Genomic DNA, 13,034 nt, shown 5'->3' with positions numbered 1-13,034 from the left:
TACTTCGCGGACCTGCCGGATGCGGGGGGCGTGGAGCCGGTCGGTTCAGGCACGCCCGCTGTCCTTCACCCGTTCCGAGGAGATGATCATCTCGGCGAGGTCGGCCAGGGTGGCGAGCTGACGGGCGTTCATCTGCGGGGCGCGGGCGGCGAGCCGGACGAGTCCGCTCTCGCGCAGCCGCAGCAGCGGGTCCGCCTCCGCCTCCAGGCTCTGCAGCACCGGCTGCAGGGCTTCGTGCAGGGCCTCAGGTTCGTCCGCGGTGAAGAAGCCCGCGGGCAGGCCGAAGAAGCGGCGCAGCCGGTCGGCGTGCTCCAGGCTCGGCATGCCGCTCTTGCGCCACTCGCTCAGCCACTGCCGGCTGGTTCCGGCGATCCGGGCCAGCTCGTCCAGCGAGTACCGCTTGCCGTCGGGACGGCGCCTGCTCTCCCGGATGAAGTCCAGTCGCTGGCGCACCCGCTGGCTCAGGCAGGCCTCGGGGGCCCGGCCGCCGGAGAGCAGTTCCACGACGGTGCCGACGGGCACTCCGGTGCGGTAGGAGAGGCCGGCCACGTCCAGGGCCTCCGGCAGGCGGCCGGGCCTGCCGGTCAACTCGCCGAGCCGGTCCAGGACATCGGCCAGCGAGGAGTAGGCGTCACTCACCGAGGTCCCCCCTGGGCGTGTCGTCCGTTCGGCGGCTGGGCTGACGCGAGGCTACCCGGTCGCCCGTTCGGCGACCAGACGTGACAACGGCGCCTGCGCAATTACGCAGCAATCGTTGACAGTTGAGGGCGCGGTGGGTGAGGATCACCGCACAGAGAGCAAGATCTGACCCGCCCCGGGTGCCGCCTATGGGGGAGCGGCATCCGGGGTGTTTCTTGCCCGCCTTCCCCCCGAGGAAGGTGCAGGCATCCATGGCGCAGCCCGTCCTCCTCCTCGGGGCCGGCCGCCGGGGCACCTGCGGCGAGTTCCCGCTGGCGCGGATCGCCGCGGTCCGCCCGGTGGTCCTGGTCGACCCCGATCCGCCGGCCTGGGCGCGCCCGTACCTGAGCGGCCATCTCGCGGCCGACCCGGCCCGGGAGACGGAGACGGCCGAGGCGGTGGCGCGGTACGCGGCCGGACGCCCGGTCGACGGGGTGCTGACCTGGTCCGCGGAGCACCTGGGCTGCGCCGCGCGGGTCGCCGGGCTGCTGGGGACGCCGGGCCTGCCGTACGAGACGGCGGCGGCCTGCGCCGACCCGGTCGCGTTACGGACCCTGTTGCTGCGGCACCGGGTGGCGCCCAGCGACCCCGAGGACGCGGCGGGGCCACTGGTGTCCGCCGAGACCGTCGTCCTGGACGACGAGGTCCGCATCGTCGCGCTGACCCGTACGACGACGGGGCCGGCCCCGGCCCGCAGCGCGTTGCGGCACTGCGTCCACGCGCACGACGGGCTGCTGCACAACCGGTTCCTGCGCCAGTGCGTCGAGCGGACGGTCCGGGCGCTCGGGCTCGCCCACACGGTCGCGCACCTCACGCTGCGGCTGACCGACCGCGGCCCGCGGGTCACGGACGTGACCCCGTTCCTGGCCGGCGATCTGATCCCGCTGCTGGTGCAGCGGGCGACCGGTGTCGACCTCGCCCGGGCCGCCGTCGCGCTGGCCACCGGCCGGCCGCCGGAACTGACCCCGACCCGGCAGCGGGCCGCCGCCGTGCAGTTCGCCTACCCGGCCGCGACGGGCCGCCTGACCCATCTGCACCTGGACCCGGCCGCCGCGCAGGAGCCGGCCGCCGAACGGATGGTCCTCACCCGGCGGGCCGGGGACCCGGTGACGGCGGCCCCGCACGGGGACGTCACCGACCGGCTCGCGCACTGGGTGGTGACGGGCGAGGACATCCCGGAGTGCGAGGAGGCGCTGCGCCGCATGGCCCGCCACCTGAGCGCGGCGGTGACCCCGACGGCCGGCACGTACGCGGCCTGAGCCGGCCCGCACGCGGCCGAGCCGGCACGCAGGGGGTCTGGGCCGGTCCTCTCCTCGCCGGCTCCCGGTGGGCGCGGCGGCCGTGATCCCGGTCACCGGCGCGGTGTGCGCACGGCCACCCCCCGGCCCGCTCGGGGCGGCCGGTAAAGTGGCGGGGTCGTCATCACACCCGTACGGGGGGAAGCCGGTGCAATTCCGGCGCAGCCCCTTCCCGGAGTCCTCGGTCCCACCCGGGCAGGGAAGACCTGATCCGTACACCGCCGAGACGAAGGCGGTGAGCCGGACCGACCCGGACGGGACGTTGACCGGCTCGCGTGCGTCGGCAGCCCGCCGCGCACGGCACCGTCGAGATCCACGGAGCCGAGCCGCGCGGGTGTCCCCCTGCGCTGCCCGGCTCCTCGCAGGAGAGGCAGTCGCCGACCATGAACGTACGCCGCAGTGCCGCGGCCCTCGCCGCCGTGGGCGTGCTGGCCGCCGCCGCGCCCGCCGTGGCCGCGTCCCCGTCCCCCGAGCCGTCGCAGGCCCTGCCCTCCGGCCTCTACGGCACCGCCGACCCGAAGTACGACGGCGTCTGGCGGCAGTCCCTGGCGCTGCTGGCGCAGCACCGGTCCGGTGTCGAGCCCGCGACGAAGGCCGTGGACTGGCTGGCCGGACAGCAGTGTGCGAGCGGGGCGTTCGCCGCGTTCCGCGCCGAGCCCGGCAAGGCCTGCGACACGAAGCTGATGGTCGACACCAACAGCACGGCCGTCGCCGCCCAGGCCCTGTCCGCGCTCGGCGACCACGACGCCGAGGTCGGCAAGGCGGTGTCCTGGCTGAAGTCCGTGCAGAACAAGGACGGCGGCTGGGGCTACGCCCCCGGCGGGGCCAGCGACGCGAACTCGACGTCCGTCGTGATCGGCGCGCTCGCCGCCGCCGGGGACGGCCCCGGGAAGGTCCTGAAGGCCGGCAAGTCGCCCTACGACGCCCTGCTGAAGCTCGCGCTGCCGTGCGACAAGGGGGGTGCCTTCGCCTTCCAGCCGGACAAGAAGGGCGAGTTGGCGGCCAACGCGGACGCGACGGCGGCGGCCGTGGTCGGCGCGCGGGGCATGGGCATGGTGTCGGCGAAGGCCGGTGCCAAGTCGGCGGCCGCCTGCACCGATTCCTCTCCGGGCCCGGAGCGGGCGGCGGCCAACGGCGCGGCGTACCTGGCGAAGGCGGTCGCGAAGGACGGCTACCTGACGTCCGTCCTGCCCGGCGCCAAGGACCAGCCCGACTACGGCAACACGGCGGACGCCGTCGTCGCACTCGCCGTGCAGAACGGTTCCGCGGCGGCGCAGGGGCCCCTGAAGTGGCTGGAGAAGAACTCCGCGGGCTGGGCCGAGAAGAGCGGTCCGGCGGCCTACGCCCAGCTGATCCTCGCGGCCGACGCCGCGGGGGCCGACCCGCGGCACTTCGGCGGCCGGGACCTGGTCGCCCTGCTCGGCGCGACGGGTCCGGCCCCGCGGTCCGGCAAGGCGGCCGGGGCGGAGGAGCGGCGGACGGAGTCGGAGGACGCCGACTCCGGCACGAGCGTCTGGTGGATCGTCGGTGTCGGTCTCGTCGCCGGCGTCGGCATCGGTTTCCTGCTCAGCGGCCGGAAGAAGCGGCAGCCGTGACCGCCGTCCGCCGTGCCGTGCCGGTGCTCGCCGCCGCGCTGCTGCTGCTCGGCTCCGCGGGGCGGGCGGGTGCCACCGGGTACCGCTACTGGTCGTTCTGGGAGCGCACCGGGGGCGAGTGGACGTACGCCACGCAGGGTCCCTCGGCCGTCCGCCCCGACGACGGTGCCGTGCAGGGCTTCCGGTTCGCGGTGAGCGCGGACTCCGCGGACGCTAGCCGGCCGCGCGGCGCGGCGGACTTCGGCACGATCTGCGGGCGTACGCCCGCGAAGTCCGGTACGAAGCGGGTCGCTCTGGTCCTCGACTTCGGTACGGCGGCGGATGCGCCGTCCGGGGAGAGGCCGCCGGGGCGGCGGACGGCGTGCGCGCGGGTGTCCGGCGACGCGACCACCGCGGAGGCGCTGGCCGCTGTGGCCAAGCCGCTGCGGTACGACAGCGATGCCCTGCTGTGCGCGATCGCCGGGTACCCGGAGAAGGGCTGCGGAGAGCAGGTCTCCGCCAAGGGCGGCTCCGCCGGGCCCGGGAACACCGCCGGCTCCGGCAAGTCCGGCGGATCCGGCAGCAGTTCCGGCAGCGGGCCCTCGCTGGGCCTGCCGATCGGCGCGGGTGTCGTAGCCGCGCTGGCCGGGGCGGCGGTGTGGCAGGCACGGCGGCGACGCGATGACACGGGCTGACTGCGGGCCGTCGTGCGAGTGCGCGTGCGGCGTGGCCGCTCGCGCAGTTCCCCGCGCCCCTGGGGAAATGCGGGCGGCGCAGGCTGAATCGCACCGAGAGTACGGGCAGCCGTGCGAATGCGGATGCGGTGTGGCCGGGCGCGCGGTTCCCCGGGGCCCTGGGGGGTTGCGGGCGGCGCAGGCTGAATCGCGCCGTGGGTGGTCGTCTCGGCGTAGCTGCGGGCAGTCGTGCCGCTGGGGCGGCACGGGTGGGCGCAGCGGCACCTTGCGGGCGCGGGGCAGTGCAGCCGGGCCCCGGGCGGCCGTGGCTCCGGACCTGCCGGTGAGCGGTGCGGCCCGGCGGCGGGCGGTGTTGCATCCCGGCGCCTGGTGGCTCTGGGCGCTTTCGCTCGGTACCGCTGCCACCCGCACCACCAACCCCCTCCTCCTCACCCTCCTCATATCGGCCTCCGCCTACGTCGTGGCGGCGCACCGCACCCCCGCCCCCTGGTCCCGCTCCTACACCGCCTTCGCCAAGCTCGCCCTCGCCGTCCTCCTCGTCCGCGTCGTGTTCGCGGTGGCGCTCGGCTCCCCCATCCCCGGCACGCACACCCTCGTCACCCTCCCCGAAGTCCCCCTCCCCCACTGGGCGCAGGGCATCCGCCTGGGCGGCCGGGTCACCGCCGAGGCCGTGGTCTTCGCCGCCTACGACGGCCTGAAGATCGCCACCCTCCTCATCTGTGTCGGCGCGGCGAACGCCCTGGCCAGCCCCACCCGGCTGCTCAAGTCCCTGCCCGGCGCGCTGTACGAGGCCGGCGTGGCCGTCGTCGTCGCCCTCACCTTCGCCCCCCACCTGATCGCCGACGTCCAGCGCCTGCGCGCCGCCCGCCGCCTGCGCGGCCGCCCCGACCGCGGCCTGCGCGGCCTGCTCCAGGTCGGACTGCCCGTCCTGGAGGGCGCGTTGCAGCGCTCGGTCGCACTCGCCGCCGCGATGGAGTCCCGCGGTTACGGCCGTACCGCCGAGGTCCCCGCCCCCGTCCGCCGCACCACAGCCGCCCTCACCCTCGGCGGTCTCCTCGGTGTCTGCGCCGGTACGTACGGGCTGCTGACCGCGGAGGGAGGTACGTACGGCATCCCGGTCCTGCTCGCCGGCGTCGCCGCCGCGCTCGCCGGCCTGCGGCTCGGTGGCCGCCGCTCCCTGCGCACCCGGTACCGTCCGGACCCCTGGGGCCTGCGGGCGTGGCTGGTCACGGGCTCGGGCGTGGCCGTGGCCGCCCTGCTCACGCTCGCCTCCGTCCGTGATCCGCAGGCGCTGAACCCCGGGGTCGTCCCCCTCGTCGCCCCCACGCTCCCGCTCTGGCCCGCCGCGGCCGTCCTGCTCGCCCTGCTGCCCGCCTTCGTCGTCCCCAAGGAGCCGTGGTGATCCGCTTCGAGGATGTCAGCGTGACGTACGACGGCGCGGACCGGCCCACCGTCGCCGGCGTCGACTTCGAGGTCCCCGAGGGCGAACTGGTGCTGCTCGCCGGCCCGTCCGGGGTCGGCAAGTCCACGGTGCTGGGCGCGGTGAGCGGACTGGTCCCGCACTTCACCGGCGGCACCCTGCGCGGACGCGTGACGGTGGCCGGCCGGGACACCCGTACCCACCAGCCGCGGGAACTCGCCGACGTCGTCGGCACCGTCGGCCAGGACCCGCTCGCGCACTTCGTGACGGACACCGTCGAGGACGAACTCGCCTACGGCATGGAGTCGCTGGGGCTCGCCCCGGAGGTGATGCGGCGCCGGGTGGAGGAGACGCTGGACCTGCTGGGCCTGGCCGGGCTGCGGAACCGGCCGATCGCCACGCTGTCCGGCGGGCAGCGGCAGCGGGTCGCGATCGGCTCCGTTCTGACCCCACACCCCCGGGTCCTGGTCCTCGACGAGCCGACCTCGGCCCTCGACCCGGCCGCCGCGGAGGAGGTGCTGGCCGTCCTGCAGCGGCTGGTCCACGACCTCGGCACGACGATCCTGCTGGCCGAGCACCGCCTGGAACGCGTGATCCACTACGCCGACCGCATCGTCCTGCTCCCCGCCCCCGGGGCCGCTCCCGTCACGGGCACCCCGCCCGAGGTGATGGCCGTGTCCCCGGTGCACCCCCCGGTGGTGGCCCTGGGCCGCCTGGCCGGCTGGTCCCCCCTCCCGCTGACCGTACGGGACGCCCGCCGCCACGCCCCGGAACTCCGGGCCCGCCTCCGAGCCACGCCGACCCTCACGGCCACGTCCGGCCGCGCTGCCGGGGGCGCGGACCGCGCTGCCGCCGAGGCCGCTCCCACTCGGCAGCCGTCCCCCCTCACGGCCGCGGACAGCCGTGCCGGCGGGGCGGTACGGGTGGGCGACGGGGGTGACCCGCGCTCGAGCGGGGCCGAGGGCCGGGGGGTGGCAGCCGGCCGGCGCCGGCAGGCGTCGCCGGTCTCGGCGGGCGGCAACCCGCCGCGCCGCTCGCTCTTCCGGCGCCGCACCCCTTCCGCGGGCCCGGTCCCTCCCCCGGCCTCCTCCTCCGACCTCGCCGAGGTCCGCTCCCTCTCCGTCCGCCGGGAGCACGGGGACGCCCTCCGCCAGGTGCACCTCACCGTCCCCCCGGGTGAGACCGTCGCCCTCATGGGCCGCAACGGCGCCGGCAAGTCGACCCTGCTGAACTCGCTGGCCGGGGTGGTGGCGCCCAGCGCCGGAACCGTCAGCGTCCGGGGGGTCGTGCCCCACCGCACCCCGCCCCGTGACCTCGTCCGTCACGTCGGCCTGGTCCCTCAGGACCCCCGCGACCTCCTCTACGCGGACACGGTCGCCGCCGAGTGCACGGCGGCCGACCACGACGCCGGCGCCACACCCGGCACCTGCCGGGCCCTGGTGTCCGAGCTGCTGCCGGACGTGGCGGACGCCACGCATCCGCGTGACCTGTCGGAGGGCCAGTGCCTGGCGCTGGCACTGGCCGTCGTCCTGACCGCCCGCCCCCCGCTGATCCTGCTGGACGAGCCGACGCGCGGCCTGGACTACGCGGCGAAGGCCCGTCTGGTCGCCGTGCTGCGCGGACTGGCGGCGAAGGGGCACGCGATCGTGCTGGCCACGCACGACGTGGAACTGGCGGCCGAGCTGGCCCACCGGGTGGTGCTGCTCGCGGAGGGCGAGGTGATCGCGGACGGCCCGACCGCCGAGATCGTGGTGTCCTCTCCTTCCTTCGCGCCCCAGGTGACGAAGGTCCTGGCCCCGCAGCAGTGGCTGACGGTGTCCGAGATCCGGGAGGCGCTCGGATGAGCCTCCCCGGCCGCTCCCCGCACCGCGCCGGGGCCACACCCCCGTCCCGCCCCGCCCCTTCCACCGGACCCGGCGGTTCCGACGCTTCCGCCCGTCCCGCCCCTTCCGCCGGACCCGCCCCTTCCACCGGACCCGCCGGACCCGGCGGTTCCGCCCGCATCCGCGCCGTCCGCCTCGGACCCCGCTCCCTCGCCGCGCTGGCGCTGGCCAGTGCCGTCGGGGTGATCGGCTTCTGCTGGCCCTTCCTCGCTCCGCCCAGCTCCCAGCTGAGCGCCCACGCCCAGGACGCGCCGTGGCTCTTCGCGGGGCTGCTGGTACTGCTGGTGGCGGTGGTGGCCGCGACGATCTCCGAGTCGGACCTCGGGCCCAAGGCCGTGGCGATGCTGGGCGTGCTGGCCGCCACCGGCGCGGCCCTGCGGCCCATCGGCGCCGGTACGGCCGGGATCGAACCGATGTTCTTCCTGATGGTGTTGAGCGGGCGGGTGCTCGGGCCGGGCTTCGGGTTCGCGCTGGGATCGGTGACGATGTTCGCGTCGGCGCTGCTCACCGGCGGTGTCGGGCCGTGGCTGCCGTTCCAGATGCTGGCGATGGGCTGGTTCACGGCGGGCGCCGGGCTGCTCCCCGGCCCGGTGCGGCTGCGCGGTCGCGCCGAGCTGGTGATGCTCGCCGTCTACGGCTTCCTCGCCGCCTTCGCCTACGGCACCGTCATGAACCTGGCCGGCTGGCCCTTCCTGGGCGCCGCGGCCTCGAACATCTCCTTCAGCGCCGGTGCCCCCCTCGCCACCAACCTGGCCCACTTCGTCGCGTACTGCCTGGCCACCTCGCTCGGCTGGGACCTGGGCCGGGCGGTCTGCACCGTCGTACTGACCCTCGTCCTCGGTCCGGCGGTGCTGCGTGCCCTGCGCCGGGCCACGCGGCGGGCCGCTTTCGAGACCGCGGTCACATTCGACGGTCCCCCTGGGTGAGGGCTCGCCTCCGGCCGGTGAGCAAGCCGGTGAAGCACCCCACATGACCCACGTCACCTACGACGGAGGGCCGTAGTCGCATTTGCCCGATACGCCCACCCGTGCACCCCTTCTGACCTGCGGATTGAGACCCACGCCACAGCGCCGACTTTTGCCGTCGATCCGGCCACAACTAGTAAAAGGGGTCATTGCGGACGGGTTCTCGGGCTGCTTGTCTGGACGACGTCGCCAGGCGCCGCAAGCCCCTCAGGGCCGAGGCGCCGACGCATGCGGCCACAGCACGTGGTCCGTCCCATGCGGGCGATCCCCTGTCCCCGACGCAAGAGGTTCTCCGTGTCCGTCTCCTTCATCCGCCGCATCGCTTCCCCGAAGAAGGCCCTCACCGCCGCCGCCCTGGCCGCCGCCACCGCAGGCATGGCGCTGACCGCGGCGCCCGCCCAGGCCGCCACCGACCAGGCCTCCTCCGCCCAGGCGATCGCGCACAAGATGATCCCGGACGCCGCGCAGTTCAACGCGTTCAGCAAGATCGTGGAGCACGAGAGCGGCTGGAACCCCGCCGCGACCAACAGCTCGTCCGGCGCCTACGGCCTGGTCCAGGCCCTGCCGGGTTCGAAGATGGCCTCGGCCGGTACCGACTGGAAGACCAACCCGGCCACCCAGATCAAGTGGGGTCTGGACTACATGAACTCCCGCTACGGCAGCCCGGTCCAGGCCTGGAGCTTCTGGCAGGCCAACGGCTGGTACTGAGCCGACTCCAGTCCACCGCTCCCCCGCTGAACCGGCCCGCGCCCACCGCTGAACCGGCCCGCGCCCACCGCTGAACCGGCGCGCAACCACCGCTGAACCGGCCCGCGCCCACCGCTGAACCGGCGCGCATCCGCCGTGAACCGGCCCGCGCCCACCGCTGAACCGGCCCGCGAACCCGGCCGACCCGGCCCGGCTGGGCCGGCAGTGGCCGCCGGGCCCACCCCATGCATCCGCACCCTCGCCCCCGCCGGGCGAGGGTGCGCGCGCATGTCCGGGCACTGCCCACCGGCCGGTGACCGCCGGCCCGCGCGCATGGCCGGCAAGCGACCGCCAGGCCCACGCGGACGGCCGGCAGGTGACCCCCGGGCGGTGCGGATGGGCCGACCGGGCTGCTTTCCACCGTTCCGCGCGTGTCAGGTGTCACGTCCCGGCGGCCTCCGACGCAGGCTGCGCCGGGACACCCGCACGCCCCGCCACCCGCACGTGCCGGGCCGTGCCCGCGCCGCTGCCCGTCCCCGCGGAGGAACGATGACGACGCCGACGCCACCGGTGCGGGACCCGGAGTCGCGCGGGGTGCGGCTGGTGGTCGTGCTGCTGACGCTGACCGTGGTGAGCGGGCTGATCGACGCCGTCAGTTATCTGGGCCTGGGCCGGGTCTTCACCGCCAACATGACCGGCAACGTGGTCGTCCTCGGCTTCGCCGCCGCCGGCGCCCCGGGCTTCTCCGTGCCCCACACGGGCACGTCATTGGCCTGCTTCCTGCTCGGTGCGGTGGCGGGCGGCCGGGTGGCGGCCCGCCACCGCACGGGCTCCCGGCGCCGGTGGGTCCGGCTGACCCTGGCGGCGGAGGCGGTGCTGGTCGCCCTGTCGGCGGCGGTGGCCTTCGTCCGGCCGTACACCGAGGGCACCCTGTACGCCCTGATCGCCCTCACGGCCTTCGCGATGGGCCTGCGCAATGCGACGGTCCGCAAACTGGGCGTGCCCGATCTGACCACCACCGTCCTGACGATGACACTGGCCGGCCTGGCCTCCGAGTCCCGCCTCGGCGATGGCACGGGCCACCGCCCCCCGCGCCGCACGGCCTCGGTGCTCGCGATGGCCGGCGGCGCCTGCCTGGGCGCATGGCTGGTCCTCCACCACGGCCTGGGCATCCCCCTGCTGATCGCGGCCCTGGCCTCCGGCGTGCTGGCGGTCCTGGCCTCGGGGCGGGAGTGACTCGGCCGATCGGAGCAGCGGGGGCGGCGTGCTGCAGTGCGGCACATGAGCATGACGGCATGGAACAGACACCTCGTGGCGTGGGCCGCGGGAGGATATCCGGCGCGTTCATGGTTGCCGGACTGATCGCGGCCGCGGGTCTACTCGTCTATCTGGGGCGTGCGGACACCATTCATGCGCTGTCGTATGCCGGTCGCCTCCTCGGCGGATTCCTCGTCCTCGCGGGACTGGTGGCCTTCACCGCGGCGGTCTGCGTCGTCGTCGACAGATTCCTGGGGCACGGCACGAAATACACGACCGCGATAATCCTGTTCGGTGTGCTGGCCGTGCTGGGCGCCGGTCTGATGCTGCTGGCGATTCAACTGGAGGAGTACACCCGCTGGCTCTGGGGCTGGCTGGGTCTCATCGTGTGGTCGGGCTGGGCACTGTGGGAGCTGCTCCACCGACGCCGGGCGTGGCGGGATATCACCTTCCGCCGCAACTTCGCGGCGATCGCGTCCGTCACCGCGCTGATCACCGTGGCGAACTTCGTTTACACGCAGATCTACACGCCCTACGCCTCGCCCCTGACGGTTACCCTTTCGACAGAGATCGGGCATATCCGCAAGGAAAAGAACACCACGTACGTCGGGGTGACGTTCCGGTTGGAGAACACCGGAAAGGTGGCCGCGAACATCGTGGGGGCGAGCTACGCGGTCAGCGGGGTCAACTGGAATTCCACTTACCAGACTCCCAGAAACGTGAAGCAGTGGGACGAGGAAGTCGATACCGACGGATTGACCGATCTGCACACCTACGCCGACAAGCCGGAACCCTACACAGTCAGCCTGGGTTTGCTTTCGGCACCTTTCGATAGCGACCTGGGGCCGGGACAGAAGTACACCCAGGAGAAGATCATCGAATTGCCGACCAATGCTTATAGGGCGATCTGGGTGCAAGGCGAAGCTTATCTGCTACGGAAAGACAGGATGCTTCAATCCAATCCCCCGGCGATCTATCATTCACGGATGGGCAAGGGAGAGAAGGCTCCTGAGTGGGTAGCGAACTATGCACATCTTCCCTCGGACTCTGCTTACATCAGGTACACCGTACCGGTCACCTACAGCAATGAGATCCTAAACCTCACAAGGAAACGCAGGAATGTCACCCTGTGGTGGATGCTGGGGACCGAGAACACCAGCTCTCTCGCACCACTGGTCGCTTCTCTGGAGCCTGTGGGCGAAGAGCGGGCGGAGCCGTCGTACTCCGAATGGGGGCAGGTACTGGAAAGGTATGGGTTCACTTACTTGGCCAGCGGAGCCACGGAGGCGGTCCTGTAACACCCTCCCCGGACTCAGCCGACCCTCACCCGCAGCTCCTTCACTCCGTTGATCCACGCGGAGCGCAGGCGGCGTGGGGGATCGGTCAGGCGGAGGCCGGGCATCGCGTCGGCCAGGGCGTTGAAGATGAGGTCGATCTCCAGGACCGCCAGGGACTTGCCGAGGCAGTAGTGGGGACCGCCTCCGCCGAAGCCCAGGTGGGGGTTGGGATCGCGGGTGATGTCGAAGGTGTCGGGGTCGGCGAAGACCTCCGGGTCGTGGTTGGCCGAGGCGTAGAAGAGACCGACCCGGTCGCCCTTCCTGATCCGCGCGCCGCCCAGTTCGGTGTCCCGGGTCGCCGTGCGCTGGAAGGCGTTCACCGGCGTCGCCCAGCGGACGATCTCCTCGGCCGTGGTGGCGGGGCGCTCACGGCGGAAGAGGTCCCACTGGCCGGGGTGGGTGAGGAAGGCGTGCATGCCGTGCGTGATGGCGTTGCGAGTGGTCTCGTTGCCGGCCACCGCCAGCATCAGCACGAAGAATCCGAACTCGTCGGAGTTCAGGTTGCCCTCGTCCTCCGCGGCCACCAGCGTCGTCACGATGTCCCCGGCCGGGCACTGTTTGCGCTCGGCGGCCATGTTCATGGCGTAGGCGATGATCTCGGCGGCCGACTGGGCGCCGACCTCCTCGGTGATCGCGTACTCGGGGTCGTCGTAGGCGATCATCTTGTTGGACCAGTCGAAGATCTTGGACCGGTCCTCCTGCGGGACGCCGATCAGCTCGGCGATGGCCTGGAGGGGCAGTTCGCAGGCGACCTCGGTGACGAAGTCGAAGGGTCCGGACCGGGCCCGGGCGGCGGCGACGATGGCCTCGGCGCGGGCGCGCAGCCGGTCCTCCAGGGCGCGGATGGAGCGTGGCGTGAACCCGCGCTGCACTATCTGCCGCACGCGCGTATGTTCCGGTGGATCCATGTTGAGCAGGATCAGCCGTTGCGCGTCGATCGCGTCGCGTTCGATGTGCTCGTTGAAGCGGATGATCGCGGTGTTGAGCGAGGAGGAGAAGAGTTCCGGGTGCGTGGAGACGTACTTGACGTCCGCGTGCCGGGTCACCGCCCAGTAGCCGGTGTCGGCGAAGCCCGCGACGCCGTGCGGCTGCGGGATCCAGCGGACCGGCTCGGTACGGCGCAGTTCGGCGAACTCCGGCAGGGGCACGCGGTGGTGCAGCAGGTCGGGGTCGGTGAGGTCGAACCCGTCGGGCAGCGCTGGACAGGGCATCGGCGGCTCCAGCCATCTGACGGTCCATC

At 73.6% G+C, this 13,034-nt stretch carries 11 protein-coding genes; 9 read left to right on the top strand and 2 right to left on the bottom strand.

All coding sequences use genetic code 11. The features are described from left to right. Positions 1 to 45 precede the first annotated feature (45 nt). Positions 46 to 639 carry a helix-turn-helix domain-containing protein gene (locus JK359_RS03210; RefSeq protein ID WP_201831327.1) on the bottom strand — a complete coding sequence of 198 codons (594 nt, stop codon included), beginning with the start codon at positions 637 to 639 and terminating at the stop codon, positions 46 to 48. Between the two features lie 251 nt (positions 640 to 890). On the opposite strand from JK359_RS03210, the gene JK359_RS03205 reads away from it, so the two are divergent. The 9 genes from JK359_RS03205 (at position 891) to JK359_RS03165 (ending at position 11,755) form a co-directional block, all read left to right on the top strand. Further along, positions 891 to 1,937, top strand: a complete 1,047-nt coding sequence (locus JK359_RS03205; protein WP_201831325.1) for an ATP-grasp domain-containing protein — start codon at positions 891 to 893, stop codon at positions 1,935 to 1,937. A 422-nt stretch (positions 1,938 to 2,359) separates the two neighbouring features. Continuing rightward, entirely contained in the window at positions 2,360 to 3,571 is a 1,212-nt protein-coding gene (locus JK359_RS03200; protein WP_201831687.1) for an SCO2321 family membrane protein, read from the top strand. Next, the gene (locus JK359_RS03195) at positions 3,568 to 4,245 is read left to right on the top strand and encodes an SCO2322 family protein (RefSeq protein ID WP_201831322.1); all 678 of its coding nucleotides are present in this window, start codon (positions 3,568 to 3,570) and stop codon (positions 4,243 to 4,245) included. The genes JK359_RS03200 and JK359_RS03195 overlap by 4 nt, the downstream gene beginning before the upstream one ends. A gap of 316 nt (positions 4,246 to 4,561) precedes the next feature. Continuing rightward, positions 4,562 to 5,647: an energy-coupling factor transporter transmembrane component T gene (locus tag JK359_RS03190; protein WP_236677264.1), complete on the top strand. Its 1,086-nt coding sequence runs from the start codon at positions 4,562 to 4,564 to the stop codon at positions 5,645 to 5,647. Next, positions 5,644 to 7,509, top strand: a complete 1,866-nt coding sequence (locus tag JK359_RS03185) for an ABC transporter ATP-binding protein (RefSeq protein ID WP_201831318.1) — start codon at positions 5,644 to 5,646, stop codon at positions 7,507 to 7,509. The genes JK359_RS03190 and JK359_RS03185 overlap by 4 nt, the downstream gene beginning before the upstream one ends. After that, a complete protein-coding gene (locus tag JK359_RS03180; protein ID WP_236677135.1) occupies positions 7,506 to 8,474 on the top strand; it encodes an ECF transporter S component in 969 nt (322 codons plus the stop codon). The genes JK359_RS03185 and JK359_RS03180 overlap by 4 nt, the downstream gene beginning before the upstream one ends. Before the next feature lie 333 nt (positions 8,475 to 8,807). Then, entirely contained in the window at positions 8,808 to 9,221 is a 414-nt protein-coding gene (locus JK359_RS03175) for an aggregation-promoting factor C-terminal-like domain-containing protein (protein WP_201831316.1), read from the top strand. A 528-nt stretch (positions 9,222 to 9,749) separates the two neighbouring features. Continuing rightward, the gene (locus JK359_RS03170; RefSeq protein WP_201831309.1) at positions 9,750 to 10,436 is read left to right on the top strand and encodes a YoaK family protein; all 687 of its coding nucleotides are present in this window, start codon (positions 9,750 to 9,752) and stop codon (positions 10,434 to 10,436) included. A gap of 59 nt (positions 10,437 to 10,495) precedes the next feature. Beyond that, positions 10,496 to 11,755 carry a DMT family transporter gene (locus tag JK359_RS03165; protein ID WP_201831308.1) on the top strand — a complete coding sequence of 420 codons (1,260 nt, stop codon included), beginning with the start codon at positions 10,496 to 10,498 and terminating at the stop codon, positions 11,753 to 11,755. Between the two features lie 14 nt (positions 11,756 to 11,769). Here JK359_RS03165 and JK359_RS03160 read toward each other — a convergent pair whose 3' ends face one another. Further along, entirely contained in the window at positions 11,770 to 13,005 is a 1,236-nt protein-coding gene (locus JK359_RS03160) for a cytochrome P450 (protein ID WP_201831307.1), read from the bottom strand. Between the last annotated feature and the right edge of the window lie 29 nt (positions 13,006 to 13,034).

This window comes from Streptomyces actinomycinicus, assembly GCF_016741775.1.
Taxonomy (GTDB): domain Bacteria; phylum Actinomycetota; class Actinomycetes; order Streptomycetales; family Streptomycetaceae; genus Streptomyces; species Streptomyces actinomycinicus.
This window is presented reverse-complemented; position numbering and strand designations above follow the sequence as displayed.

Coding starts and splice junctions, on each gene's coding strand:
- JK359_RS03205 (WP_201831325.1), top strand. CDS start 891: ATGGCGCAGCCCGTCCTCCTCCTCGGGGCCGGCCGCCGGGGCACCTGC.
- JK359_RS03200 (WP_201831687.1), top strand. CDS start 2,360: ATGAACGTACGCCGCAGTGCCGCGGCCCTCGCCGCCGTGGGCGTGCTG.
- JK359_RS03180 (WP_236677135.1), top strand. CDS start 7,506: ATGAGCCTCCCCGGCCGCTCCCCGCACCGCGCCGGGGCCACACCCCCG.
- JK359_RS03170 (WP_201831309.1), top strand. CDS start 9,750: ATGACGACGCCGACGCCACCGGTGCGGGACCCGGAGTCGCGCGGGGTG.
- JK359_RS03165 (WP_201831308.1), top strand. CDS start 10,496: ATGGAACAGACACCTCGTGGCGTGGGCCGCGGGAGGATATCCGGCGCG.
- JK359_RS03160 (WP_201831307.1), bottom strand. CDS start 13,005: ATGCCCTGTCCAGCGCTGCCCGACGGGTTCGACCTCACCGACCCCGAC.